We start from the raw sequence: 25,527 nt of genomic DNA, 5'->3' as shown, positions 1-25,527 counted from the left end.
TCCGATGCTGCATCTGCGGGTGATCGCCCCTTATGAGCGTACGGACCGGGTCGTCGAGGCGCTCGACCGCGCGCCGGGCGTCACCAACGTGGTGGTCCTGGCCAAGGCGGCCCGGCGGCCGGAGGGCGACGTGGTCCTCGCCGACGTCGCCAGGGAGGCCGCCAACGCCGTCATCGAGGACCTCAAGGCGCTCGGCCTGGAGGAGGACGGTTCGATCACGGCGGAGGAGATCGAGCTGTCGATCTCCCGTGGAGCCGTCGAGGCGGAGGAACGGGCGCCCGGCGAAGGCGACGACGCGGTGGTGTGGGACCAGTTCGAGGCGCGGGTCGCCCTCGACAGCCGCATCACCTGGGCCTTCCTGGCGTTCCTCACCATCGCCACGCAACTGGCGGCCATCGGCGTGCTCATCCCCTCGCAGATCCTCATCGTCGGCGCCATGGTCCTCGGCCCGGAGTTCGGCGCGGTGGCGGCGGTCTCCTTCGGCCTGCTCGGCCGCCACTGGCCGCTCATCGGCGCGGCGGTCCGCACGCTCGCGGTCGGTTTCGCGGTCGCGACCGCCGTCACCCTGGCCTGCGCGCTGGTCTCGCGCGGGCTCGGCATGATCACCCCGGACATGCTCCGGCACAACGACGAGGTGCACTTCATCGTCAAGCCCGACCGGTGGTCGTTCATCGTGGCGCTGCTCGCCGGGGCCGCCGGCGTGCTGTCGATCACCGCGGGCAAGTCGTCCGCCCTGGTCGGCGTCTTCATCTCGGTCACCACCGTCCCGGCGGCGGGCTACATGGCGGCGGCCCTCGCGCTGGGCCGCTGGGACGACGTCGGCGGGTCGGCGCTGCAGCTCGTCGTCAACATCGCCGGGATGGTCGTCGCCGGGACGCTGACGCTGTTCCTCCAGCGCCGCCTGTGGACCCGGTACGGCGGAAGTCGCGCGTGACAGGCATACCTGAGACGTAGATCGGCTCCTCCATCAGACGGAGGCCCGGCGGCCACCCCGCCGGATAGGGTGCCAGTCATGACAGCGAGCGCGACTCCCTGCTTCGCGACCGAGGGGCTGACCAAGCGGTTCCCCCGCGTCACGGCGCTCGACCACCTCACCGTCGCGGCCGGGACCGGCGTGACCGGCCTGGTCGGCGCCAACGGCGCGGGCAAGTCCACCCTGATCAAGATCCTGCTCGGCCTGGTGCCGCCCACCTCGGGAAGCGCCTCGGTGCTGGGCCTGGACACGGCCACCCAGGGCCTGGAGATCCGGCGGACCGTGGGCTACATGCCCGAGCACGACTGCCTGCCCCCGGACATCTCGGCGACCGAGTTCGTGGTCCACATGGCCCAGATGTCCGGCCTGCCGCGTACCGCGGCCCGCGAGCGCGCCGCGGACACGCTGCGCCACGTCGGGCTGGACGAGGAGCGCTACCGCCCGATGGGGGGTTACTCCACCGGCATGCGGCAGCGCGTCAAGCTCGCCCAGGCCCTCGTCCACGACCCTCGGCTCGTCTTCCTCGACGAGCCCACCAACGGGCTCGACCCGCAGGGCCGCGACGACATGCTGGCGCTGATCCGGCGGGTTGGCACCGAGTTCGGCATCAGCGTCCTGGTCACCTCCCACCTGCTCGGCGAGCTCGAGCGGGTGTGCGACCACGTGATCGTCATCGACGGGGGGCGGCTGCTGCGCTCCTCGGCGATCCGGGAGTTCACCCGGGCCGAGCAGACGATCGCGGTGGAGGTCGAGGAGGGCCAGCGGCGACTGGCCGACCGCCTCACGGGCGGCGGCGAGACGGTGGCGGTGCAGGGCAGGCTGCTGACGGTGCAGGTGTCGCCCGACGACCCCGGCCGCACCTACGACGCGGTCCGTGACGCCGTCAGCGACCTCGGCCTCAGCCTCCTGCGGCTGGAGCAGCGCCGGGGCCGCATCGAGGACGTCTTCAAGGAGTCCACAGCCAAGGAGCCGGTGGCATGACGATCGAGCCGACGGCGGTCATCCACGACATCGGATACCGCCACTACGACGGCGTACGGCTCGGGCGCGGCCGGGCGACGCTCGCCCTCGGCGTGCAGAGCCTGCGCGGCGTGTTCGGGCTCGGCCGCACGATCCGCGCCAAGATCATGCCGCTGCTATTGGCCGCGATCATGCTGATGCCGACGGTCGTGTCGATCGGTGTGATGGCGCTCGCCAAGCAGTTCGTCATGCCCTATTCGCAGTACGCCGTCTTCATGCAGGCGGTGATCGCCGTCTTCCTGGCCGCGCAGGCGCCGTACCTGGTCGCGCCGGACCTGCGGTTCCGCGTGCTGCCGCTGTACCTGTCCCGCCCGCTGACCGTGAACGACTACGTCGTGGCGAAGCTGGCCGCGCTGGCGGTCGCGCTGTTCTGCCTGATGGCGCTCCCGATCACGATCGAGTTCGTCGGCGAGATGCTGATCGACATGCCGATGCCGCTGCACACGGGCGACTTCCTCGGCGCGCTGGGCGGCACGGTCCTGCGCGCGGTGCTGCTGGCCGCCCTGGGCGTCGCGCTGGCGTCGTTCACCCCGCGCCGCGGCCTCGGGGTCGCCGTGGTGATCGCGTTCTACATGTTCACCGCCGCCGTCTCCGGGCTCTTCTACGCCGTGCTCGCCTCGACCGGCCGGGACGACGTGGCCCCCTGGGCCCTGCTCCTCAACCCGTTCTTCCTCGTCGACGCCGTCCAGTCGGCGCTGTTCGGCACCGATCCGGCGACCGGCGAGGGATATCCCCCGGGCGTCGCCTCGTGCCTGATCCTGCTGGCCGTGATCGCCCTGGCCGTGACGGGCGTCCTCCTGCGCTACCGGAAGGCGGCGTCGTGACCACCACGAGTCCCCCCGTGACCACCCGCCAGGGCGTGCTGGAACTCGCCCAGGTCTCCCGCTGGTACGGCAACGTCGTGGCGGTCAACGACGTCACGATGACGATCGGCCCCGGGGTCACCGGCCTGCTCGGCCCGAACGGCGCCGGCAAGTCGACGCTGCTGCACATGATGGCCGGGTTCCTCGCGCCGTCGAACGGCACGGCGACCCTCGACGGCCGACAGATCTGGCACAACCACGACATCTACCGGCAGATCGGCCTGGTGCCCGAGAAGGAGGCCGTGTACGGCTTCCTCACCGGCCGGCAGTTCGTGCTGTCGGCGGCCCGGCTGCACGGCCTGCCGTCCCCCGCGGACGCGGCCCGCCGGGCCCTCGACCTGGTGGAGATGACGGACGCCTCCGGCCGCCGCATCGAGACGTACTCCAAGGGCATGCGGCAGCGCGTGAAGGTCGCCGCGGCCCTCGTCCACGACCCGCAGGTGCTGCTGCTGGACGAGCCGTTCAACGGCATGGACCCGCGGCAGCGGCTCCACCTGATGGACCTCGTCCGCCGGATGGGCGAGGAGGGCCGGACGATCCTCTTCAGCTCGCACATCCTCGAAGAGGTCGAGCGGGTGGCCCATCACATCGAGGTCCTGGTCGCCGGACGGCACGCCGCGTCGGGGGACTACCGGGAGATCCGGCGGCGCATGGCCGACCGGCCGCACCGGTTCCGGGTCAGGTCGAGCGACGACCGGCGGCTCGCCGCCGCGCTCATCGCCGATCTGTCCTCCAGCGCCGTATCGCTGACGGAGCAGGGCATCGAGGTGCAGGTCACCGACTTCGCGCGCTTCACCGCGCTGCTGCCCCGGACCGCCCGCGACCTCGACGTCCACCTGTGGCAGGTCTCCCCCACCGACGAGGACCTGGAAAGCGTCTTCTCCTACCTCATCTCCGGGAGCGCCCGATGAACACGGTGGTGGCCGACATCACGTACCGGGCCATGCTCGGACGCAAGCGGATCTGGCTGCTGGTGCTGCTGCCGGTGGCGCTCGTCGCGATCGCCGCGCTGCTCAGGCTCCTGAACGGCGAGTCCGAGCAGACGGCGGTGACGCTGATGAAGACCTTCGCGATCGGCACGATGCTGCCGCTGCTCGGTCTGATCGGCGGGACGGGCGTCATCGCCCCCGAGATCGAGGACGGCACGATCATCCACCTGCTGTCCAAGCCGATCTCCCGCCCGGTGATCGCGGTGACGAAGTTCGTGGTCGCGGCCTCCCTCATCGCGGTCTTCGCGGCGGTCTCCACGTTCGCCGCCGCCTACCTCCTGACCGGCACGGAGTCGGGCGTCGCGACCGGGTTCACGCTCGGGGCGCTGTTCGGCGGGGTCGCGTACGCGGCGGTGTTCCTGCTGCTGGGCGTGCTCACCCGGCACGCGGTCGCGATCGGCGTGATCTACGCCCTCGTCTGGGAGGGCGTCGTCGGCGGCTACGTGCCCGGAGCGCGCAAGTTCTCCATCCAGCAGTGGGCCCAGTCGCTCGCCGACCAGATCTCCTCCTCGGCCTTCTTCTCCACCGAGGTGACGCTGGGCTTCGCCGTACCGGCCATGGTCATCGTCACCGTCGGGGCCGTCCTGTGGACCGGCCAGCGCCTGCGCTCCCTCTCCCTCACCGGCGACGACTGACCACACGGTCCACGCCGCTCTGGCATTCACTCCCGAATCGCCCTTTCAGGGTGCGGGCTGGTCGAAGCCGCGCAGCATCGCGGTGAGCCCGACGTCGAAGTGGTCGTCGACGGCGGTGGCGTCGGCGGCCTCGGCGAGCAGGTTGTAGGCGGGGCCGCCGGGCCGGGGTTTGCGGCTGCGCCGGCCGGCGCCGAGCCGGTCCACGGAGACGGCGAGCGCGTGCCCGATGGTGAACTCGCGCAGGCAGCGGATGACACGGAGGGCCTGTGGTGGGGGGATGCCGTCGTCGCGGAGCTTGGTGAGCATCCGCACGCCGGTGTCGATGGAGGCGGGTGAGCGCACAGGCCGGGTCGCGAACAGCGGCACCGCGTGGGGATGGCGCAGGAGCATGTCGCGCAGCCGCAGGCTGTAGTCGCGCGCCACGTGTTGCCAGGGACTCTCCCAGGACAGGGCGTCGACGTCGAGTTCGGCGAACATCGCCTCGGCGACGCCGTCGAAGAGCGCTTCCTGGTCGTCGTAGTGGCGGTAGGCGGCCATCGGGTCGAAGCCGACCGCGGTGCCGAGTCTGCGCATGGAGAACTTGCGCAGGCCGTGGGCGTCGATGAGGGCGAGCGCGACGGTGGCGAGGTATTCGCGGGTGAGGGTCGGCCGCATCGGCGGCTCCGGCAACCCGTCCGGCCGGTCGGGGTCGTCGGTCATGCCGCAAGGCCCTCCAGGATCTTCGTCAAGGTCGCGATGAACTCCTCCGGGTGCTGCAGGTAGGGAACGTGGCCACCGGGGAAGTCCTGGCAGGGTACACCGAGCCGTTCCGGCCGTAGTGGTCGAGGACGGTCACGGCGTCGTCGGCCCGCCGTTCGACCGCGACGGGAGCCTTCGGGTCCGGCGATGGGCCGCGGGAGCCGCCTCGCCGGTCGTAGCCGATCACGGTGTACGTCCGGGCCGGCCGCGGAACCACGTCGGCATACGCCCCGGCGTCGCCGCCGCCACCGGACACGAGCAGCAACGGGACGCCTTCGCCGGCCCGCTCGACGTGCAGCCCGCCCCCAGATACCGCGACCGCGCCGGCCACCACGATCTCCGATCTTGACTCATCGCCGAAGCTGGCTACAGTGTAGCGACAATCTACGATGTAGACATCATGGGGAGTGCCGTGTCCGACTCACAGGCCCGCTCGCGAACGCGGCTCAGGACGCTCCTGGCGTGTGGCTTCGCCCCGCTGCTGTTCCTGCTGGTGATCCTCGCCGACGGAGGGTTGCAGCCTGGCTACGATTCGACCGACAGATGGGGTAGCGAACTGAGCAACGGCGAGTGGGGTTGGGTGCAGATCGTCAACTTCGTCATCACCGGTCTGCTGACCGCAGCGTTCGCCGTCGGCGTGCGGCGCTCGCTCGGAAGCGGCCCTGGCTCGCGGGCGATACCCGTCTTCACCGGCATCCTCGGGTTCTGTCTGATCGTTGGCGGTGTGTTCGTCACCGACCCCAACCCCGGCTTTCCGCCCGGCGTCCAACCGCCCGCCGAGCCGACCCTGCACGCGTGGATCCACAACCTGAACCTGTTCCCGGCATGGGCCGCGCTGACGGTGGCCATCCTGATGGCCGCCTACCGCGCGATGTCCCGCAAGGAAGGGGCCGCGTGGACGCTGATCACCCTCGCGGCCGTAGTCCTGACGCCGCTGACGCTGTACGTCGCGGCCCGGCATTTCGACTGGGACACCCGCTCAGGACACAGCCATGGGCTGTGGCAGCGCGTCAGCCAGGGGATCGGCTTCGGCTGGTACGCCGTCTACGCGACACGGCTACTGCGGGGCACCATGTCCGGCCGCGGGCCGAGGCCGACATCGCCGCACGAGTGAATCCGGCCGAACGCTCGGAGTGCTACGCGGCGGAGTCCGGGTGCGGGACACGGGAGCCGGTCCGTACGCGTCCGGCGGGCCGTGGCCGGGACGCTCTGGCGGCGCGCGGTGCCAGGTGGAGGTGTTCTCCTGACGTGAGGAACCCCGCCGGGCGGATGCCTGGCGGGGTCCTCGGAGTGTCGTGGTGTCAGGCGCGTCAGCGCGCCGTACGCACCGGCAGGGGTCAGCCGCAGACCTCTCGGACGACCCGCGCGAGGCGGTCCGCCACGGTACTGGCCTGGTCCTGCGACGCGGCCTCGACCATGACCCGGATCATGGGCTCGGTGCCGCTCGGCCGGATGAGCACCCGGCCGGTCTCGCCGAGCCCGGCCTCCGCCTCCGCGACGGCCGCCCGCAGCTCGGGCGCCGAGGCCTTGGACTTGGCCACGTCCCGCACGTTGACGAGCACCTGCGGCAGCTTCGTCATCACCGACGCCAGTTCGCCGAGAGAGCGGCCCTGCCGTGCCACCTCCGCCATCAGGTGCAGCGAGGTGAGCAGGCCGTCGCCGGTCGTGGCGTGATCCAGCATGATCACATGACCGGACTGCTCGCCGCCGAGGTTGTAGCCGCCGTCCTGCATCGCCTCCAGGACGTACCGGTCGCCGACCGTGGTCTCCACCACGGACAGGCCGGCCTCCCGCAGAGCGATCTTGAACCCGAGGTTGGACATCACCGTGGCGACGACCGTGTCCTTGGCGAGGCGGCCGTCGGCGTGCATCGCCAGGGCCAGGATCGCCATGATCTGGTCGCCGTCGATCTCCTCGCCCTCGGCGGTCACCGCGAGGCAGCGGTCGGCGTCGCCGTCGTAGGCGATGCCGAGGTCGGCGCCGCGTTCGACGACGGCCTCCCGCAGGGGAGTCAGGTGGGTCGAGCCCACACCGTCGTTGATGTTCAGCCCGTCGGGTGCGGCGCCGATGGTCTCCACGGCCGCGCCCGCGCGCAGCAGCGCCTCCGGGGCGACCATGTGCGCCGCGCCGTGCGCGCAGTCGACGACGATCCGCAGCCCGTCGAGACGGTGGGGCAGGGTGGTCAGCAGGTGCGAGACATACCTGTCCGCCTCGCCGTACGCCTCCCGGACCCGGCCCACGGCCGGGCCCACCGGGCGGTCCCACTTCTCCCCGAGCCGCTGCTCGATCTCGTTCTCCACCGCGTCGGGCAGCTTGTAGCCGCCCCGCGTGAAGAACTTGATGCCGTTGTCGGGCGCGGGGTTGTGCGACGCCGAGAGCATGACGCCGAGGTCGGCGCCCAGGGCGTTGGTCAGGTACGCGACCGCCGGGGTGGGCAGCACACCGAGTCGCAGGACGTCCACGCCGGACGACGCGAGGCCGGCGACCACGGCGGCCTCCAGGAACTCTCCTGAAGCCCGCGGGTCCCGGCCTACGACGGCGATCGGGCGGCCGCGCCGCCCGACACTGGCGTGAAAAGCCCCGGCGTCTCCGAGCACGTGCGCGGCGGCCACGGACAGATCCATGGCCAGTTCCGCGGTGAGGTCGCGCCCGGCGACCCCACGTACCCCGTCGGTGCCGAAGAGGCGCCCCCCGGAGGAGGCGCCTACGGGCTCCCGCGACACGTTAGCGCTTGCTGTACTGCGGAGCCTTGCGGGCCTTCTTGAGGCCGTACTTCTTCCGCTCCGTGGCGCGGGCGTCACGGGTGAGGAAGCCGGCCTTCTTCAGCGGCGGGCGGTTGACCTCGGCGTCCAGGATGGCGAGCGCGCGGGACAGGCCCATGCGCAGGGCGCCGGCCTGGCCGGTCACGCCACCGCCGTCGATGCGGGCGATGACGTCGAACGCGTCCTCGGCCCCGAGGACGACGAACGGCTCGTTGACGAGCTGCTGGTGCACCTTGTTCGGGAAGTAGTTCTCCAGCGAGCGGCCGTTGATGGTCCACTTGCCGGTGCCCGGCACGATGCGGACCCGGGCGATGGCCTCCTTGCGGCGGCCGGTGCCGTACGAGTTGCCCGTGGTGACGGGCTTGCGCGCGGCGCCCTCGCCTGCGGGGGCCGACTCGGTGGTGTACTCGGAGGGGAACTCCTCCGGGGAGTAGTCTTCCGGCTCGCCCTCGACGAGCGTCTCGATACCGGTGGGCTCGGCCACGGTTCTCCTCTTAACTTTCCTGGCTCGCGATTACTGGGCGATCTGGGTGATCTGGAAGGGCACGGGCTGCTGGGCCTGGTGCGGGTGCTCGGCACCGGCGTAGACCTTCAGCTTCTTGGCCATCTTCCGGCCCAGGGAGTTCTTGGGAAGCATGCCCCGGACGGCCTTCTCGACGGCCCGGTCGGGACGCTTCTCCATCAGCTCGCCGTAGCTGACGGCGCGCAGACCGCCGGGGTAACCCGAGTGGCGGTACGCCTTCTTCTGCTCCAGCTTGTTGCCGCTGAGAGCGACCTTGCCGGCGTTGATGACGATGACGAAGTCACCCGTGTCGACATGCGGGGCGAAGATCGGCTTGTGCTTCCCGCGGAGCAGGGTCGCCACCTGACTGGCCAGCCGGCCGAGCACGACGTCGGTCGCGTCGATGACGTACCACTGACGTTCGACGTCGTTGGGCTTCGGTGAGAACGTGCGCACGGCAGTGCCTTCTGTCGGAATGTGAACTCTCGGTAGGTTGCGCAGGCACGGCGACAACCTCCGTCTCCACATGTACGGGAGAAGACGCCGGACGCGCCGTGCACCGGTCTGCGGGCAGACCGATCCACACACAACGAACTCGCAGACTACCGCCCTCGTTCCGCGTGGTCAAAACGACGGCGGGAGGGGGTGTCTGGAACGACACAATTGAACGTTCATCAAATCCATCCCCACGCGCCCCTTCTTCCCCCATACCGCAGGTCCCTATATTTGGCTGCGGCATGTGGCAGACCCCTCACAAAAGGAATACCCTTCGGGGCCCCTTCCGGGTGACTCAGATGGGTTTGCTGGCATGCGCCGTCGCCGTTCTTCTCACCGGCGTCGTCATCGGCCGGGTGACCGCCGCCGCGGACCGCGCCGGGAGCGTCTACCTTCGCGAATCGCACCCGGGGCCGCCGTCCCCCCGTGTGGAGGCCCTCGCCCCGGCGCGGCGGGACCGGCCGCCCCTCGATCACGTGCGGCGCACCGAGGCGCCCCAGGTGACCACTGAGACGACTCCGGTGCCCAGGTCCCGGCGGGACCGGCCGTCGACCATGATCGGCGGCTCCGGCGGCGGCTCGTCGTACACCACGCTCACCCCGGAGACAGGCGGGGAAGGCGGCTCCTACGGCGGGGACCCGATGCGCTTCGCCTCGATGGAGGCCGAGCTCGTGCGCCTGGTGAACGTCGAGCGCCGCAGGCACGGATGCCGGCCGCTGCGCGTGGACCCCCGCCTGGTCGGATCCGCCCGCGCGCACTCGGAGGAGATGGCGGCGGGCAACCGGTTCCGGCACACCTCGCCGGGGGGAGCCACCCCCTGGGACCGCATGGGCGCCGCGGGTTACCGCGACGGCGGGGCCGAGACGATCGCGCGCGGCTACGACACCGCCGAGCAGGTCGTACGCGGCTGGATGGCCGGGCCCACGGACCGCGCCACACTGCTCAACTGCCGCCTGGTCGCGACCGGGGTCGGCGTGAGCGCGGGCCCCGGAGGCCCCTGGTGGACCGAGGACTTCGGTTATTCCTGACCCTTCCTCATCTGTCCAGATCGCCGACTAATCTCAGCGCCATGGGTTATCCCGGCGACCAGCAACCACCTCGCCAGCCGCACTTCCCCCCCGATCCCCGCAGGCGGGACCTGCCGCCGTACGGGTCCGGGGACGACTCGCCCCGCTCCCCCTCCCGCCGCGAGGCGCCCTACGGCGGCGAGCAGCCTCCGTACGGGAACCGCGAGCAGCCCACGAGCACGGGGCGGGAGCAGCCCCCTTACGGGAACCGCGAGCAGCCTCCGTACGGAGGACGGGAGTCTTCGCCGTACTCCGGCCGCGACCAGTCGCCGTACGCCGCGCCCCGGGAGGCCGGACCGCGGGAGGCAGGTCCGCGGGAGGCAGGTCCGGGCGGGCCGGGCGGGCGGTACGACGCCGGGAGCGCGCCTTGGGCGAGCGAGATCGGCCCGGACCCGGACCAGGAGAACCGGGAGATGCGGCGTGAGGCCCCCATGCCGCGAGTGGCGCCCCCGCCGGAGCCCCAGTGGGACCCCGACGACCGCGGTCCCCTGTGGCGTCGTCCCTGGGTGCTCGGCCTCGCCCTGCTGGCCCTGATCGGCGCGCTCCTCACCGGCCTGTGGTACGCCGCCCACAACGAGGAGCCGCCTGCGCCGGACCCGGGCCCCGCGGCCCGTCCCGCACCGCTCGTGTCCGACCGTCCGATGACCAAGTACGGCTACGCGGCCTCGCGGGCGACCGACAAGAGCCCGCTGTCGCTGCGAGAGGTCTTCGGCAAGCCGAAACCGGTCAACAACAAGCGGGTGTACATCCGCACGGTGACGCGCAAGGAGAAGAAGTGCGCGGACGGCGTCACCGGCGAGAAGATCACCAAGGCGCTCAAGACGGGCGGCTGCACGCAGTTGCTGCGCGCGAGCTTCGCGGACGCCAAGGGCATGATCATCGGCACCGTGGGGGTCGCCAACCTCAGGACCTCGGCGATGGCGAAGAAGGTCGCCTCCGCCGGAGCCGGCGACGAACGCAAGGACTTCCTCAAGCCGCTCCCCGGCAAGGACGAGGCCACCAAGCACCTCGGCAGCGGCGAGGCGTCCGCGGGAGGCTGGACTTACGGGCACTACGCGGTGCTGTTGTGGTTCCAGTTCAAGGACGGCCACAAACCCACCAAGAGCGAGCTCAAAAAGCTGTACCAGGCGGCGACGGACGTCACCGACGCGTCTGTTTACCCTGCCCTCGACACGCGTGCGCTCACCGGCGGCCCCAGCTGAGACGACACGTTCACTGAGGTGAGCGCGGCGCGGGCATGGCCGGGGAGGCAGACCGAAACACCCATGGAGGCACGCCGATCGGGTCCGCGCCGTTACGCTTCCGGCTATGCGTGGCAAGGATTCCGGTTCCGAGCACGAACATGACACGGCGTGGGCGCACAGCGAGGCGGACGCCGAGGGCTCGGCGACGGCACCCGCGACGCCACCGCCGAGCTTCGGGCAGACGACGCCGCCCGGCCACGGCCGGCCGCAGCCGGACGAGGACACCGCCTGGGCGCCCGACGCCGCCCGGGCGGCGGGCGAGGCGAACCCGTGGACGCCGCCGACCGTTCCCTATCCCACCCGGTACGGCTTCCAGGGCGGCCTGCGGGCGCCGGACGGCTACGACGATGACGACCCGGAGAACACGAACAGGTTCAGGGCCATCCCGGCGCATGACGCCCCACCGGCCGAGAGTGGGGGCGTGCCCCCGCAGGGCGCCTATCCGCCCCCGCCGGGTGCTCACTCCGCCCCTCCGGGCGCTTACTCCGCCCCTCCCGGCCCGCCCGGTGCCTACTCCGCTCCTCCCGCCGGTGCTTACTCCGCTCCACCGGGCCCCCAGCCCGGCGCTCACCCCGTCCCTCCTGGTCCGCACAGCTCGCCCGGCCCCCAGCCCGCCCCGCCCGGCGCTCACCCGCTTCCGCCCGGCCCCCATCCGGGCCCGCAGCCGGGCGGACAGTCCGGCCCGTACGGTGCGCACCCTCTTCCGCCGGGGGCGCAGCCCGGCCTGCCCGGCCCACAGCCCGGCCTGCCCGGTATTCGGCATGTCCCGCCCGGTCCTCAGCCGGACGCCGGGTCTCTCCCCGCGCCGCGCCGTCCAGGCGACGCCGAAGAGGACCTGGGCCGCCCCGGTCCCGGCGGTCCGTACGCGGGCCAACACCCGGGCCCGCACCCCGGCCCACAGGCTGGCCCGCAGACGGATCCGCGGATGGGGCCGTACGCGGGCAGTCCTGCGGTGCCGCACCCGGAGCCGGACCTCGGCTGGGTCCCGCGGCAGCCCGCGCCGGGGGCGGACCTGCCGCCGTGGCAGCAGAGCGGCGGCACACCCCCGTGGCAGCCTCCCGCGCAGGGCGGGGGCACACCTCCTTGGCAACCTCCTGCCCAGGGCGGGCCACCGGCCTGGCAGCAGGCGGCCCACCCCGGTCCGGTTCCACCCCAGCAGAACCCCGGCACCCCTGAATGGCAGCCTTCGCAGGAGGCACAGCCCCCGTCGTCGTGGCAGCCGCCGCAGGAGTCCCAGGCGCCCTGGTGGCGGCAGGTGGGCCCGGACGGGACGCAGGCGTACCCGCCGGAGCCCCCGCGATCCGACGAGCCCTCACCCGGGGTGCCGTCGTTCGCCGCGTGGGCGCCGGGCCCTGCAGAGGAGCAGCCGGCGGAGGACGCGACATGGACGCCCGGAGACCCCGGTCAGCCGGGAGCCCGGAGCGCGACCTCTCATCCGGCCCACCCGGCCGACTCTCGGCAGGCGCAACCGGCGGAACCGGCGCGGGACGTCAGCGGCGGCGCCGCACCCGTCCCCTCGCCACCCCGGGACACGCCGGCCGCCCCCATGCCCACGCGTCCCGGCGACGCGCTCCCGGCACCGGACGAGCCGGGCGACGCGTACGGCGAGGCCCACGCCTCCTCCGCCGCGCCCGTCCGCCCCGGGGAGCCCGGTGACATACCCGTGTGGCCGCCGAGGCTGCCGGGTGAGCCCGATCCCCAGGGCGAGGGCCGGGCCGGGACCTCGTGGCCGCCCTCAAGCGTCTACCGCGGCTCTCATGAAAGCGGCGAAAACGACCCGTCAGGCGGCCACGACCGCGATCAAAGCGGTGACCGGAGCGGCGGGAGCGGATCGACCGGCGCCTCCGCCGTCACCGAGCGAACCGGCGGTTCGGGTGACCAGACCAGCGCTTCCGGCGAGCGGTCCGGCGGCTCTTCCGGTGAGCAGGCCGAAGTGCCCGGCGAGCTGGGCGGACGGGCCGGTCGGCACTCCGGCGGGCCGAGCGACCAGCACCACGCCGCCGGACCAGGCGACGCCCCCGGCCACTCGGACGGCTGGACAGGCGGCGCGTCCGGTCAGCTGAGCGGGCCGAGCGACCAGCACCACGCCGCCGGACCAGGCGATGCCCCCGGCCACTCGGACGGCCCGGCGGACGACGCGGCGGGTCACTCGGCGGAGGGCGCTGTCACCCTGCCCGGTGATCCGGGCTCCGCCTCGGGCGGCGGGGACGCCTCGCATCCCACGCCGTACCCCGGACGCCCCGGCGACCGGCCCTCCACTGAAGGCTCCCATGGCACCCTGCCGCCCGGAGCCTCCGACGACGGCGCGGGTGCCGCACCGGGCCCGTACGCCCTGCCGGGCGGGCCGCCCGCGGGCTTCGGCGCGGAGATCGCCCAGGCGGTGACCCCGATCGAGGGGTTCCAGGTGCCGGGCGGACCGTACGAGCCCGGCCCGCAGGTCGCGCACCCCGGGCAGCACGTCACGCACCACGACCAGGGCGTCACGAACCACGACCAGGGTGGCCCCTACGGCGGCCCGCCGCCCTCCCCGCAGGAGGGGACGTGGCCGGTGCCACCGCCGTCCCCCGAGGGCCCCTACCCCCCGCCGTCGCAGCCGCCCGGCCAGGCGCCGAACCACCTCCCGGGCCAGGTCCCCAGCCAGCTCCCGGGCCTGCCTCCGGGCTACGCACCGTCCGGAACGTCCCCTGGGGACGCTCCGCCCGCCGCGCCGGACCCCGGCACGGCACCATACGACGCGCCGCCCGCGAGCCCGTCCGAGACCGGCGACGCTCCGCGGGCGGCCTCCCCCGACACCGATTCAGGACAGATGCCAACGACCTCCCCTACAACCGGCTCCTCCACTCAGCCGAACGGCGAGACCCCGTTCGCGTTCACGCCGGTGACCCCGGCCAAGGCGGGCAGGCCCGCCCCTCCCCCCGGCTTCGGACCGGCCCCGGCCGCCCCCGGCGGCGCGCTGCCCGCGACGCTCGGGTCCACCACCTCTCCCGCCCAGGGCGGGAAGGTCAAGCGGATCCTGATGATCGCCGGCGCGGCGGTCGTCGTGGGCGCGATCGGCACCGCGGCCTACTTCGCGTACGCGGGCGAGCCGGACAGCGGCCCGCCGCCCCGCACGGCGCCAAGCGGCACCGCTCCGTCCTCCGTCGCGCCGCAGCCGAGCACGGCGGCCGCCTCCACCATCCTGGACACGGAGCAGACCGACCCCCGGACAATCAAGCCCGGCGAGGCGTTCCCCGACGAGAAGGTGACGCTGGACGGACGCACCTACCGTCGCGTCAAGATCGACGTGACCGACGACTGCGGTAAGGCGGCCACGGGCGCGTTCGCCACCGCCCTCACCGAACAGCAGTGCCGGCGGGTGCTCAGGGCCACGTACGTGGACGGCAAGCGCGACTACGCGATCACCGCGGGGATCGCGGTGCTGCCCAGCAAGGTGGCGGCGCTCACGGCGGACCGGGAGAAGAACCTCGGCGCCAACGTCTGGTTCCGCGGCCTGAACGGCACGCAGGCGAGCGGGGCCGACAAGGTGACGATCTCCGGCGGCTACGCGGCGGCGACGGTCTGGGGACGCTACATCGCCTTCAGCTACGCCACCTACGCCGACGGCCACACGCCGGACGCCAAGGACAAGGACCTCGGCCCGATCAGCGGCGCCTTCCGCGACCACATGACCAAAATCATCCAGAAGCGCGCCACCCGCTGAGCCCGGCTTCAGGCGGTCGGCGTACGTACCCGGCGCGTGGCTGCGGCGCGCCGGGCCAGCTCCCCGGGCTCCGGGTAGCGCACCTCCTCCAGCGTCAGCCCGTGCGCGGGCGCGACGTGCACCCCGGAGTCCCGCACGGCTCTCGCCAGCACCTCGCCGGGCCACCCGACGGGCCGCCTGCCCTCCCCCACAGTCAGCAGCGAGCCGACCAGCGCCCGGACCATCGAGTGGCAGAAGGCGTCGGCGACCACGGTAGCGAGCAGGATCCCGTCCTCGCCCCTGACCCAGTCGAGACGCTGCAGCTCGCGGATGGTGGTCGCGCCCTCCCGCCTCCGGCAGAACGCGGCGAAGTCGTGCTCCCCCAGCAGGCGGGCGGCGGCACCGTTCAGCAAGCCGACGTCGAGCGGCCGGGCGTACCAGAGCACCTCGCGCCGCCGCAGCGGGTCAACCCCGCCCGGCGCGTCGCCGACGCGGTAGCCGTACCGGCGGGACAGCGCGGAGAAACGGGCGTCGAAGCCCTCGGGTGCCACGCTCACGGCGTGAACCCGCACATCGGGGGGCAGGACACCGGCCAGGCGCCGCGTCAGCGCAGCGAGCAGCTCAGCGCCGCGCTCACGCCACGCCTCCTCCGGGTCCTCGGGGGCGGGCTCGCGCCCGGACGCGAACGCCACGGTCGCGGCGAGCGGCACGTCGACGTGCGCCACCTGTCCCCGCGCGTGGACGCCCGCGTCGGTGCGGCCCGCGACGGTCAGCGACGGCGCGGGGTCCAGGCGCAGGATCCGGCCGAGCGCGTCCTCGATCTCCCCCTGCACGGTCCGCCGCCCCGGCTGCCGGGCCCATCCCGAGAAATCGGTGCCGTCGTAGCCGAGGTCCAGCCTCAGCCGTAGTTCTCGCTCCACGACATCCCTCGTACCGGTCCGGAAAACGAAGAACGGGCCCAGCGTCCCCCGGAAGGGAAACTGAGCCCGCTCACGGAGCCTGTGGGATCAGGCCTCGTCCTTCTTCTCACCCTGGGCCGTCTCCTCCGACGACTCGGCGGCGGCCTCGGGAGCCTCGGCGGCCTCGTCCTGCGCCGCGGGCGTCTCCTCGGCTTCCGCCTCCACCGGAGCGGCGGCGGGCGCGGCCTGCGCGGCCGGAGCCGTACGGCTGGTCCGCACCGGGTTCAGCTGCTCGGTCACCAGCTCGATGATCGCCATGGGAGCGGCGTCGCCCTTGCGCGGGCCGAGCTTGGTGATCCGGGTGTAGCCACCGGGACGCTCGGCGAACGTCGGCGCGATCTCGGTGAAGAGGTGGTGGAGGACGCCCTTGTCGCGGACGACCGTCAGCACCTGGCGACGGTTGTGGATGTCGCCCTTCTTCGCCTTGGTGATCAGCTTCTCGGCGAGCGGGCGGAGGCGCTTCGCCTTGGCCTCGGTGGTACGCACCCGGCCGTTCTCGAACAGCGCGGTGGCGAGGTTCGCCAGGATCAGCCGCTCGTGGGCCGGGCTGCCGCCGAAGCGGGGGCCCTTGGTGGGCTTGGGCATTTCATGCTCCTCATGGATAACCCGCCCCGGCCGTGTCAGGTACCGGGGTCGGGCCGACCGGCGTGCCGGTCGTGACTGTCATCGCCGTTTCGTGCCGCCTCGCGGGGCGGCACGAAACGGTGGTGCCGCTGCTCGAAGACGAGCGATCAGTACTGCTCGGTCTCGATGAATCCGCCGTCCTCGTCGTCGTACCCGCCGCCGGCCACGGCGGAGGGGTCGAACCCGGGCGGGGAGTCCTTGAGAGCGAGGCCCATCTCGTGCAGCTTCTGCTTGACCTCTTCGATCGACTTGGCGCCGAAGTTGCGGATGTCCAGCAGGTCCTGCTCGCTGCGGGCGACGAGCTCACCCACGGTGTGGATGCCCTCGCGCTTGAGGCAGTTGTAGGAGCGAACCGTGAGGTTGAGCTCCTCGATCGGCAGCGCCAGGTCGGCCGCCAGGGCGGCGTCCGTCGGCGACGGGCCGATGTCGATGCCCTCGGCCTCGACGTTGAGCTCGCGAGCCAGGCCGAACAGCTCGACCAGGGTCTTGCCGGCCGAGGCCACCGCGTCGCGGGGCTTCATGGACGGCTTGGTCTCGACGTCGAGGATCAGGCGGTCGAAGTCCGTGCGCTGCTCGACACGGGTGGCCTCGACCTTGTAGGTGACCTTGAGGACCGGGGAGTAGATCGAGTCGATCGGAATCCGCCCGATCTCCTGGCCCGGCTGCTTGTTCTGCGCGGCGGAGACGTAGCCGCGACCGCGCTCGACGGTCAGCTCCATCTCCAGCTTCGCCTTGCCGTTCAGCGTGGCGATGTGCAGGTCGGGGTTGTGCACCTCGACACCGGCCGGCGGCGCGATGTCGGCGGCGGTCACCTCACCGGGACCCTGCTTGCGCAGGTACATCACCACGGGCTCGTCGTGCTCGGAGGAGACGACCAGCGACTTGAGGTTCAGGATGATGTCGGTGACGTCTTCCTTGACCCCGGGCACGGTCGAGAACTCGTGCAGCACGCCCTCGATGCGGATGCTGGTGACGGCCGCCCCCGGGATGGAGGACAGCAGCGTGCGCCGCAGCGAGTTGCCGATGGTGTAGCCGAAGCCCGGCTCCAGCGGCTCGATGATGAACCTGGACCGGTGCTCCTCGAGCGACTCCTCCTGGAGGCTCGGGCGCTGTGCGATGAGCATGTGGTTACTCCTGACCGGGATCCCCCGTGTCGCTCCGAACGAGGGGTCCCTCGGTTACGGCGACGCCCGCTATTTGACGCCGCTCGCCTACAACCAATGATGCCGTACGGCCGGGAATGCGCCGGGCCGTACGGCGTCACGAGGTCGCCGGGCTCTGTTACTTCGAGTAGAGCTCGACGATGAGCTGCTCCTGGACCAGCGTGTCGATCTGCTGGCGGACCGGGAGCTGGTGCACGAGGACGCGCAGGTTCTCGGCGGAGGCGCCCAGCCAGGCCGGGACGGTCTTGTCGCCGGCGGTCGCGCGGGCCACCTCGTACGGGAGCAGGTTGCGCGACTTCTCGCGGACCTCGATGATGTCGTGCTCGCGCACGCGGTACGACGGGATGTCGACCTTCTTGCCGTTCACGAGGAAGTGGCCGTGGCGCACCTGCTGGCGGGCCGCGTCCCGCGACTCGGCGAAGCCGGCGCGGTAGACCACGTTGTCGAGACGGCTCTCCAGGATCTGGAGGAGGTTCTCACCCGTCTTGCCGGCCTTGCGGTTGGCTTCCTCGTAGTAGTTGTGGAACTGCTTCTCGAGGACGCCGTAGATCCGGCGGGTCTTCTGCTTCTCACGGAGCTGGAGCTGGTACTCCGACTCCTTGGGACGGCCGCGGCCGTGCTCACCCGGCGGGTACGGGCGGATCTCGATGGGGCACTTCGCGGACTCGCACTTCTTGCCCTTGAGGAAGAGCTTCGTCTTCTCACGACGGCAGAGCTTGCAGTCCGGACCCGTGTAACGAGCCATTTCTCTCTACTCTCCTGAGCTCAGACGCGGCGGCGCTTGGGCGGACGGCAGCCGTTGTGCGGGACCGGGGTCACGTCCTGGATGGACCCGACCTCGAGGCCGGTCGCCTGCAGCGAACGGATCGCGGTCTCACGGCCGGAACCGGGGCCCTTGACGAAGACGTCGACCTTCCGCATGCCGTGCTCCATGGCGCGGCGGGCGGCGTTCTCGGCCGCCATCTGCGCGGCGAACGGGGTGGACTTGCGGGAGCCCTTGAACCCGACGTGGCCGGCGCTGGCCCAGGAGATCACGTTCCCGTTCGGGTCGGTGATCGAAACGATCGTGTTGTTGAACGTGCTCTTGATGTGGGCGTGCCCGTGAGCGACGTTCTTCTTTTCCTTGCGGCGCACCTTCTTCGGTGCGCCCTGGCGGCTCTTCGGCGGCATTTAAGCGCTGTCTCCTGGAATGTGGCTGCTTGCCCCATCCCCTGGACCTTCCAACCGGTGTCACCGGCGAGATCCTCGGGCCGGGGCCTAAGGACTACTTCTTGCCGGGCTTCTTCTTGCCGGCGACGGTCTTCTTCTTGCCCTTGCGGGTGCGCGCGTTCGTCTGCGTCCGCTGACCGTGGACGGGCAGGCCCTTGCGGTGCCGGATGCCCTGGTAACAGCCGATCTCGATCTTGCGCCGGATGTCGGCCTGGACCTCGCGCCGGAGGTCACCCTCGATCTTGTAGTTCGCCTCGATGTAGTCACGCATCGGGATGATCTCGGCGTCCGTGAGCTGGTGGACGCGCAGATCGGGGCTGATTCCGGTCGCGTCAAGGATCTCCTTGGCGCGGGTGCGGCCGATTCCGAAAATGTAGGTGAGAGCGATCTCCAGCCGCTTGTCGCGGGGGAGGTCGACGCCAACCAGGCGAGCCATGGTCGGGCATTCTCCTTCGATGTGGCGGAGGTCTTACGCCTCGCTTCCCCTCCCATGCCCGGGCGAGGGCCCCGGCCTCCGACCGGGGGTCTCCCGCGTGGTACGGCTTTCGCCGCCTGCGCGGGTGCGAGACGCGACTACAGTGTTCGGCCCTCACGCGGGTCGAGCCCGTCACGTGGACGGACTCACCTGCGGGCCTGGTGGCGACGTGTCTGAGCGGAAACTCAGCCCTGGCGCTGCTTGTGGCGCAGGTTGTCGCAGATCACCATGACGCGACCGTGCCGGCGGATCACCTTGCACTTGTCGCAGATCTTCTTGACGCTCGGCTTGACCTTCATAGTCCTTATTCGTTCCGCATACGGGCCCGTCCACAGACGGAGGGGCCTACTTGTACCGGTAGACGATCCGCCCACGGCTGAGGTCGTAGGGGCTCAGTTCCACGACCACCCGGTCATCGGGAAGGATTCGGATGTAGTGCATCCGCATCCGCCCGCTGATGTGGGCCAGGACCTTGTGACCGTTGTCGAGCTGCACCCGGAACATCGCGTTCGGGAGCGACTCAATAACAGTGCCCTCAATCTCGATGGCGCCGTCTTTCTTGGCCATGGCCCTCGCGTTTCGCTGATCGGATCGTCAGAGGCTTCGGAACACTAAGCAGCCGCGACCTTCGGGCGCTTCCAGAGAGCGGCGACCAGCCAGGTCGCCTGAGCGCGAAAGGTCATAGTGAACCGACAAAGGAGTGTACGACAACCCGGGCCGAAATGCGAAACGACGGCAGGGGTCCCGACACAACCAGATCACAGCGTACCCCGGCGAGGGCGTACGGCCAATGCCCGGCGGGACGCCGGGCGCGTATCAGCGACGCCGCCGGGGCTTCGCGGCGACGCCGATGAGGGTGCCGGCGAGGAGGACGGTCCCCCACGGGCCCATGACCCAGAGCGGCCAGGGATAGACGAAGTGCCCCGAGGTGACCCCGATGGTCAGCCAGACCATCCAGTTCACGGCGGTGATCCCCGCCCAGCCGGCCCACGCCGCCTTCAGCGCGGTCCGCGCCTTGTCGTCACGCCGGGCGGGCAGGGGCCTGTCGCTCTCCGCCGCCGCGGCGGCGGGCAGGCGGTGCAGGTCGATCTCGGGCAGGTCGGCGGTCAGCGTGGCCAGTTCGCCGTACGTGCGGCTCCGGTAGAGCTGCTCAAGCCGATCGTTGAACTCCTCGACGCTGAGCCTGCCCTCGGCCACGTGCTCCCGCAGAGCCGCGGCGACCCGGTCCCGGTCGCCGTCCGAAGCCCGCATCTCGGGCGTAGCCGCCATCACCATCTCCCGGTCATCGGAACGTTACGCCCCATTATGGTTCACGCGCCGTCCCGGCGGGCCGATCAGGGAGTGGTGTCTCCGGTCTCTGGGGTAACCCCTGCCTCCGCCCGGGGGAACCGCGAGGCGCCGCCGTCGAGCGCGGTGAGCACGAGCGGGCCGTCCTCCGTCACCGCGACGCTGTGCTCGAAGTGGGCGGAGGGCTTGCCGTCGATGGTGACGACCGTCCAGTCGTCGTCGAGCACCCGGGTCCTGTCGGTGCCGAGGTTCACCATCGGCTCGATCGCGAAGCACATGCCCGCCTCGAACTTGGGACCGCGCCCGGGACGGCCGTGGTTGGCCACCCACGGGTCCATGTGCATCTCCGTGCCGATCCCGTGCCCGCCGTACTCCTGGGGGATGCCGTAGCGGCCCTGGGAGCGCACGTAGCGCTCGACCTGGAAGCCGATGTCGGACAGGTGCCCGCCGACCCGCAGGGCGGCGATGCCGCGCCACATGGCCTCCTCGGTCACCCGCATGAGCTCGGTCAGCGCCGGGTCGACCGCTCCGATCCCCACGGTGATCGCGGAGTCGCCGTGCCACCCGTCGAGGATCGCGCCGCAGTCGATGGAGATGATGTCGCCCTCGCGGAGCTTGCGGCGGTCGGTGGGGATGCCGTGGACGACCTCGTCGTTCACCGAGGCGCAGATCGTGGCGGGAAAGCCCTGGTAGCCCTTGAACGACGGGATCGCGCCCTCGTTCCGGATGGCCTCCTCGGCGACGACGTCGAGATCCAGCGGCGTCATGCCGGGCTGCACGGTCGTCCGCAGCAGCTCGAGCGTACGGGCGACGACCAGGCCGGCCGCCCGCATCTTCTCCACCTGCGCGGCGCTCTTGAGTTGAATGCCGTGTCTGTTCTTCTTGAACACGTAACGCACCCCCTCTCGAAATTGTCCCATATAAGCCTGAACGCCACCCCATGATGTGGGGTGGCGTTCCCGGCCGTGGTAACGACTCAGTCGGCGAACCGCCGCAGCGCCGACATCGCCCGTTGCGTGATCTCCTCGACCGGGCCGGTCGCGTCGACGCCCTGGAGGATGCCCTCGTCGGCGTAGAAGGAGATCAGTGGCGCCGTCTGCTCCTGGTAGACCTCCAGGCGCCGCCTGATGGTCTCCTCGCGGTCGTCGTCCCGCTGGAAGAGCTCGCCCCCGCAGGCGTCGCAGACGCCCTCCGCGGCGGGCGGGTCGAACACCAGGTGCCACACCTTCCCGCAGGAGCGGCAGGTGCGGCGGCCCGCCAGGCGCCGTACGACCTCGTCGTCCTCGACGACCAGGTTGAGGACGACGTCCAGCGTGGTGCCGAACTCCGCCAGCATCTTCTTGAGGACCTCGGCCTGGGGCACGTTGCGGGGGAAGCCGTCGAGGAGGAAGCCCTCCTTGGCGTCGTCCTCGGAGAGCCGGTCACGGACCATGGCGACCGTCACCTCGTCGGGGACGAGGTCGCCGCGGTCCATGTACTCCTTGGCGAGCCTGCCGAGCTCCGTGCCGCCGGAGACGTTGGCACGGAAGATGTCGCCTGTCGAGATTTTCGGGATCGACAGGTGCGATGCGATGAACTGGGCCTGCGTCCCCTTACCCGCTCCGGGGGGCCCTACCAGGACGACGCGCACTATCTCAGGAAGCCCTCGTAGTTGCGCTGCTGGAGCTGGCTCTCGATCTGCTTGACCGTGTCCAGACCCACACCAACCATGATCAGAATGCTGGTCCCTCCGAACGGGAAGTTCTGGCTCGCTCCGGCCACCGCCAGCGCGATGATCGGGATGAGCGAGATGACACCCAGATACGGAGCGCCGGCGGCCGTGAGCCGCGTGAGCACGTAGTTGAGGTACTCGGCGGTCGGCCGGCCCGGACGGATGCCCGGGATGAATCCACCGTACTTCTTCATGTTGTCAGCCACTTCCGGGGGGTTGAAAGTGATGGACACGTAGAAGTACGTGAAGAAGATGATCAGCAGGAAGAACACGGTCATGTAGATCGGGTGGTCGCCCCGCACCATGTTCTGGGCCAGCCACTCGATCACCGCGTTCGGCTGGCTGCTGTTGCCGAACAGCGTCACCAGGAGCTGCGGAAGGTACAGCAGCGACGAGGCGAAGATGACCGGGATGATGCCGGCCTGGTTCACCTTGAGCGGGATGTAGGTCGAGGTGCCGCCGTACATCCTGCGGCCGACCATCCGCTTGGCGTACTGCACCGGGATGCGGCGCTGCGCCTGCTCGATGAAGACGACGACGCCGATCATCACGACACCGACGACCATCACCACGACGAACTTGAACGGGCTGAGCCGGTAGATGTTGATCAGCTCGGACGGGAAGACGGCGATGACCTGAGTGAAGATCAGGATCGACATGCCGTTGCCGACGCCCCGGTCGGTCACGAGCTCGCCCAGCCACATGATCACAGCGGTACCGGCGGTCATCGTGATGACCATGGTCACGAGGGGGAAGATCTCCTGGCTGAGGAGGACCTGCTCCTTGCAGCTCGGGAAGAGCTGCCCGCTGCGGGCCAGCGCGATGAACGCGGTCGACTGCAGCACCGCGAGCCCGATGGTCAGGTACCGCGTGTACTGCGTGATCTTCGCGGTGCCCGCCTGGCCCTCCTTCTTCAGGGCCTCGAGCCGCGGGATGACCACGGTCAGCAGTTGCAGGATGATGCTGGCGGTGATGTAGGGCATGATGCCCAGTGCGAAGACTGAAAGTTTCAGCAGGGCTCCGCCGCTGAACAGCTGCACCATCCCGTAGATGTTGCCGGCGTCCCCTGCCTGGGCCTGGTCGAGACACAGGGCGACGTTCTGGGCGTTGACGCCCGGAGTGGGAAGCACCGAGCCCAGCCGGAACAGCGCGATGATGCCCAAAGTGAAGAGCAGCTTCTTGCGCAGGTCCGGCGTCCGGAAAGCCCGGGTAATCGCGGTCAGCACGGTCCCTCCTGCGCGCCTGTGACGCGGTAACGGTCGGCGATGGCTCGCGAGGCGTCCATCGACGAAACTTCTTGCCAAAGAGCTTGTTCGGCCACGGTCGGAGCCGTGTGCCAGGCGAACTCTAACGCACTACGGGCGCGGAGGCTCATAACGAACCTCCGCGCCTCGTGCAGCCTCATGCCTACAGCTCGGAAACCGAGCCACCGGCCGCGGCGATCTTCTCCTTCGCGCTGGCGGAGAAGGCGTGCGCCTGCACGTTCACCGCCACGGAGATGTCACCGGTGCCCAGCACCTTCACGGGCTGGTTCTTGCGAACCGCGCCCTTGGCCACCAGGTCGTCGAGCGTGACGTCGCCGCCCTGGGGGAACAGCTCCCCGAGCCTGTCCAGGTTGACGACCTGGTAGGTCGTCTTGAACAGGGAGTTGGAGAAGCCCTTCAGCTTCGGCAGCCGCCGCTGGAGCGGAACCTGGCCACCCTCGAAGCCCGGCATCACGGAGGTGCGGGCCCTGGTGCCCTTGGTGCCGCGGCCGGCCGTCTTGCCCTTGGACGCCTCGCCGCGGCCCTTGCGGGTCTTGGCCTTGTTGGCGCCGGGGGCAGGACGGAGGTCGTGGATCTTGAGCGGAGCGTTCTCGGTCATGACTAGTCGACCTCCTCAACCTCGACGAGGTGCGACACCTTGGCGACCATGCCCCGGATCTCCGGGCGGTCCTCCTTGACGACGACGTCGCCGATTCGCTTCAGGCCCAGCGAACGCAGCGAGTCACGCTGGTTCTGCTGGCCACCGATCTTGGACCGGGTCTGAGTGATCCTCAGCCGTGCCATCGTCAGCTCACCGCCTTGGCGGCCGCCGCGGCCTCGGCGAGACCCTCCGCGCGGGCCTTGAGCATCGCCTTGGGAGCGACGTCCTCGATCGGCAGGCCACGGCGGGCGGCGATCTCCTCGGGCCTGCTGAGGCCCTTCAGAGCCGCCACGGTGGCGTGCACGATGTTGATCGGGTTGTCCGAGCCGAGCGACTTGGACAGCACGTCGTGGATCCCGGCGCACTCCAGGACCGCGCGCACCGGACCACCCGCGATGACACCCGTACCGGGCGAGGCCGGACGCAGGAGGACGACGCCGGCGGCGTCCTCGCCCTGCACCGGGTGCGGGATCGTGCCCTGGATCCGCGGGACCTTGAAGAAGTGCTTCTTGGCCTCCTCGACGCCCTTGGCGATCGCCGCGGGCACCTCCTTGGCCTTGCCGTAGCCGACCCCGACGAGGCCGTTGCCGTCGCCGACGATGACCAGCGCGGTGAAGCTGAAGCGCCGGCCGCCCTGGACGACCTTGGCCACACGGTTGATCTTTACGACGCGCTCGATGTACGAGACGCCCTTGTCTGCGGCGCCACCGCGGCGGTCATCACGACGGTCACGCCGCTCGCCACCGCCGCCGGCACCGCGACGCGGAGCTGCAGCCATCAGTGGTTCCTCTTCTCGTTGCTCTTGGGACGGGCCGCCGGTCGCGGCCTCCGGACCGGAGCCATCAGAACTCCAGCCCGCCTTCACGGGCGCTGTCCGCGAGAGCGGCGATGCGCCCCGCGTAGCGGTTGCCACCGCGGTCGAACACGACGGCGGTGATCCCGGCGCTCTTGGCCCGCTGAGCGAGAAGCTCGCCGACCTTCTTCGCCTTCTCGGTCTTGTCACCCTCGGACCCGCGCAGCGAGACGTCCATGGTGGACGCGCTCACCAGCGTGTGACCCTGGGTGTCGTCGACGATCTGCACGAACAGGTGACGCGTGGACCGGTTGACGACCAGACGCGGACGCTCGGTGGTGCCGAACACGTTCTTGCGGACGCGGTTGTGACGGCGGGCCCGGGAGACCGTGCGGGCGGCCGTGTGCTTGCCGAACGCAGTCTTTCCAGCCATG

30 protein-coding genes are annotated in these 25,527 nt (G+C 70.9%); 9 read left to right on the top strand and 21 right to left on the bottom strand.

Translation table 11 applies throughout. The features are described 5' to 3' along the window. The first annotated feature begins 4 nt into the window (after nt 1-4). The 5 genes from HHX37_RS11865 to HHX37_RS11845 all read left to right on the top strand — a co-directional run bounded on the left by HHX37_RS11865 (nt 5) and on the right by HHX37_RS11845 (nt 4,480). Complete coding sequence (locus HHX37_RS11865) at nt 5-934, top strand: DUF389 domain-containing protein (protein ID WP_182874074.1); 930 nt, start codon at nt 5-7, stop codon at nt 932-934. A gap of 78 nt (nt 935-1,012) precedes the next feature. After that, entirely contained in the window at nt 1,013-1,954 is a 942-nt protein-coding gene (locus HHX37_RS11860) for an ABC transporter ATP-binding protein (RefSeq protein WP_182885424.1), read from the top strand. Further along, nucleotides 1,951-2,817, top strand: a complete 867-nt coding sequence (locus tag HHX37_RS11855) for an ABC transporter permease subunit (RefSeq protein WP_111699879.1) — start codon at nt 1,951-1,953, stop codon at nt 2,815-2,817. Before HHX37_RS11860 ends, HHX37_RS11855 begins: the two co-directional genes overlap by 4 nt. After that, the gene (locus HHX37_RS11850; RefSeq protein WP_310737949.1) at nt 2,814-3,767 is read left to right on the top strand and encodes an ABC transporter ATP-binding protein; all 954 of its coding nucleotides are present in this window, start codon (nt 2,814-2,816) and stop codon (nt 3,765-3,767) included. Before HHX37_RS11855 ends, HHX37_RS11850 begins: the two co-directional genes overlap by 4 nt. Continuing rightward, nucleotides 3,764-4,480 (top strand): ABC transporter permease, encoded by a 717-nt coding sequence (locus tag HHX37_RS11845; RefSeq protein ID WP_111699880.1) that lies wholly within the window; start codon nt 3,764-3,766, stop codon nt 4,478-4,480. Before HHX37_RS11850 ends, HHX37_RS11845 begins: the two co-directional genes overlap by 4 nt. A 45-nt stretch (nt 4,481-4,525) precedes the next feature. Here HHX37_RS11845 and HHX37_RS11840 read toward each other — a convergent pair whose 3' ends face one another. Both HHX37_RS11840 and HHX37_RS11835 read right to left on the bottom strand, forming a co-directional pair. Then, the gene (locus tag HHX37_RS11840) at nt 4,526-5,179 is read right to left on the bottom strand and encodes a TetR/AcrR family transcriptional regulator (RefSeq protein ID WP_182885423.1); all 654 of its coding nucleotides are present in this window, start codon (nt 5,177-5,179) and stop codon (nt 4,526-4,528) included. Between the two features lie 25 nt (nt 5,180-5,204). Beyond that, nucleotides 5,205-5,552, bottom strand: a complete 348-nt coding sequence (locus HHX37_RS11835) for an alpha/beta fold hydrolase (RefSeq protein ID WP_182885422.1) — start codon at nt 5,550-5,552, stop codon at nt 5,205-5,207. Nucleotides 5,553-5,630: 78 nt separating this feature from the next. On the opposite strand from HHX37_RS11835, the gene HHX37_RS11830 reads away from it, so the two are divergent. Further along, on the top strand, nt 5,631-6,332 hold the full coding sequence (locus HHX37_RS11830; protein ID WP_182885421.1) for a DUF998 domain-containing protein: 702 nt from the start codon (nt 5,631-5,633) through the stop codon (nt 6,330-6,332). Between the two features lie 223 nt (nt 6,333-6,555). Here HHX37_RS11830 and glmM read toward each other — a convergent pair whose 3' ends face one another. From glmM to rplM, 3 genes are read right to left on the bottom strand one after another with little or no spacing between them, the layout of a single operon-like run. Continuing rightward, entirely contained in the window at nt 6,556-7,941 is a 1,386-nt protein-coding gene (gene glmM, locus HHX37_RS11825; protein WP_111699883.1) for a phosphoglucosamine mutase, read from the bottom strand. Between the two features lies 1 nt (nt 7,942). Then, nucleotides 7,943-8,464, bottom strand: coding sequence for a 30S ribosomal protein S9 (gene rpsI, locus HHX37_RS11820; protein WP_111699884.1), 522 nt, complete (start codon nt 8,462-8,464; stop codon nt 7,943-7,945). Between the two features lie 30 nt (nt 8,465-8,494). Then, nucleotides 8,495-8,938, bottom strand: coding sequence for a 50S ribosomal protein L13 (rplM, locus tag HHX37_RS11815; RefSeq protein WP_111699885.1), 444 nt, complete (start codon nt 8,936-8,938; stop codon nt 8,495-8,497). 338 nt (nt 8,939-9,276) lie between these two features. On the opposite strand from rplM, the gene HHX37_RS11810 reads away from it, so the two are divergent. From HHX37_RS11810 to HHX37_RS11800, 3 genes are all read left to right on the top strand, one after another. Further along, complete coding sequence (locus HHX37_RS11810; RefSeq protein ID WP_111699886.1) at nt 9,277-10,005, top strand: CAP domain-containing protein; 729 nt, start codon at nt 9,277-9,279, stop codon at nt 10,003-10,005. Nucleotides 10,006-10,046: 41 nt separating this feature from the next. Beyond that, nucleotides 10,047-11,246: a hypothetical protein gene (locus HHX37_RS11805; RefSeq protein ID WP_182885420.1), complete on the top strand. Its 1,200-nt coding sequence runs from the start codon at nt 10,047-10,049 to the stop codon at nt 11,244-11,246. Between the two features lie 106 nt (nt 11,247-11,352). Then, the gene (locus HHX37_RS11800) at nt 11,353-14,988 is read left to right on the top strand and encodes a hypothetical protein (RefSeq protein WP_182885419.1); all 3,636 of its coding nucleotides are present in this window, start codon (nt 11,353-11,355) and stop codon (nt 14,986-14,988) included. A gap of 8 nt (nt 14,989-14,996) precedes the next feature. Here HHX37_RS11800 and truA read toward each other — a convergent pair whose 3' ends face one another. The 16 genes from truA to rplR all read right to left on the bottom strand — a co-directional run bounded on the left by truA (nt 14,997) and on the right by rplR (nt 25,526). After that, nucleotides 14,997-15,887, bottom strand: a complete 891-nt coding sequence (gene truA / locus HHX37_RS11795) for a tRNA pseudouridine(38-40) synthase TruA (protein WP_182885418.1) — start codon at nt 15,885-15,887, stop codon at nt 14,997-14,999. An 87-nt stretch (nt 15,888-15,974) separates the two neighbouring features. After that, nucleotides 15,975-16,511, bottom strand: coding sequence for a 50S ribosomal protein L17 (rplQ, locus tag HHX37_RS11790; RefSeq protein WP_182879629.1), 537 nt, complete (start codon nt 16,509-16,511; stop codon nt 15,975-15,977). A gap of 146 nt (nt 16,512-16,657) precedes the next feature. Continuing rightward, nucleotides 16,658-17,674, bottom strand: coding sequence for a DNA-directed RNA polymerase subunit alpha (locus HHX37_RS11785; protein ID WP_030508347.1), 1,017 nt, complete (start codon nt 17,672-17,674; stop codon nt 16,658-16,660). A 157-nt stretch (nt 17,675-17,831) separates the two neighbouring features. Then, a complete protein-coding gene (gene rpsD / locus HHX37_RS11780; RefSeq protein ID WP_111699892.1) occupies nt 17,832-18,458 on the bottom strand; it encodes a 30S ribosomal protein S4 in 627 nt (208 codons plus the stop codon). Between the two features lie 20 nt (nt 18,459-18,478). Beyond that, nucleotides 18,479-18,883, bottom strand: a complete 405-nt coding sequence (gene rpsK, locus HHX37_RS11775; RefSeq protein WP_020542285.1) for a 30S ribosomal protein S11 — start codon at nt 18,881-18,883, stop codon at nt 18,479-18,481. A 94-nt stretch (nt 18,884-18,977) separates the two neighbouring features. Then, on the bottom strand, nt 18,978-19,358 hold the full coding sequence (gene rpsM / locus HHX37_RS11770) for a 30S ribosomal protein S13 (RefSeq protein WP_111699893.1): 381 nt from the start codon (nt 19,356-19,358) through the stop codon (nt 18,978-18,980). Between the two features lie 224 nt (nt 19,359-19,582). Beyond that, complete coding sequence (gene rpmJ, locus HHX37_RS11765) at nt 19,583-19,696, bottom strand: 50S ribosomal protein L36 (protein WP_003956441.1); 114 nt, start codon at nt 19,694-19,696, stop codon at nt 19,583-19,585. Between the two features lie 46 nt (nt 19,697-19,742). Beyond that, entirely contained in the window at nt 19,743-19,964 is a 222-nt protein-coding gene (infA, locus tag HHX37_RS11760) for a translation initiation factor IF-1 (protein WP_030508344.1), read from the bottom strand. Between the two features lie 249 nt (nt 19,965-20,213). Next, on the bottom strand, nt 20,214-20,666 hold the full coding sequence (locus HHX37_RS11755; protein ID WP_111699894.1) for a DUF1707 SHOCT-like domain-containing protein: 453 nt from the start codon (nt 20,664-20,666) through the stop codon (nt 20,214-20,216). Nucleotides 20,667-20,731: 65 nt separating this feature from the next. After that, the gene (gene map / locus HHX37_RS11750; protein ID WP_182874084.1) at nt 20,732-21,574 is read right to left on the bottom strand and encodes a type I methionyl aminopeptidase; all 843 of its coding nucleotides are present in this window, start codon (nt 21,572-21,574) and stop codon (nt 20,732-20,734) included. An 86-nt stretch (nt 21,575-21,660) separates the two neighbouring features. Then, nucleotides 21,661-22,314, bottom strand: coding sequence for an adenylate kinase (locus HHX37_RS11745; RefSeq protein WP_111699895.1), 654 nt, complete (start codon nt 22,312-22,314; stop codon nt 21,661-21,663). Continuing rightward, entirely contained in the window at nt 22,314-23,621 is a 1,308-nt protein-coding gene (gene secY / locus HHX37_RS11740; RefSeq protein WP_138460501.1) for a preprotein translocase subunit SecY, read from the bottom strand. Before secY ends, HHX37_RS11745 begins: the two co-directional genes overlap by 1 nt. A 181-nt stretch (nt 23,622-23,802) precedes the next feature. Beyond that, nucleotides 23,803-24,258 (bottom strand): 50S ribosomal protein L15, encoded by a 456-nt coding sequence (gene rplO / locus HHX37_RS11735; protein WP_111699898.1) that lies wholly within the window; start codon nt 24,256-24,258, stop codon nt 23,803-23,805. A 2-nt stretch (nt 24,259-24,260) separates the two neighbouring features. Then, nucleotides 24,261-24,443 (bottom strand): 50S ribosomal protein L30, encoded by a 183-nt coding sequence (rpmD, locus tag HHX37_RS11730; protein ID WP_111699899.1) that lies wholly within the window; start codon nt 24,441-24,443, stop codon nt 24,261-24,263. 2 nt (nt 24,444-24,445) lie between these two features. Further along, entirely contained in the window at nt 24,446-25,078 is a 633-nt protein-coding gene (rpsE, locus tag HHX37_RS11725) for a 30S ribosomal protein S5 (protein ID WP_030508336.1), read from the bottom strand. Nucleotides 25,079-25,142: 64 nt separating this feature from the next. Then, nucleotides 25,143-25,526: a 50S ribosomal protein L18 gene (gene rplR / locus HHX37_RS11720; protein ID WP_111699900.1), complete on the bottom strand. Its 384-nt coding sequence runs from the start codon at nt 25,524-25,526 to the stop codon at nt 25,143-25,145. Between the last annotated feature and the right edge of the window lies 1 nt (nt 25,527).

Origin of the sequence: Microbispora sp. H10885, assembly GCF_014161415.1 — a bacterium.
In the GTDB taxonomy this organism is placed as follows: Bacteria; Actinomycetota; Actinomycetes; order Streptosporangiales; family Streptosporangiaceae; genus Microbispora; species Microbispora triticiradicis.
Note: the sequence above shows the minus strand (reverse complement) of the source record. Positions and strands in the feature narration are given on the sequence as shown.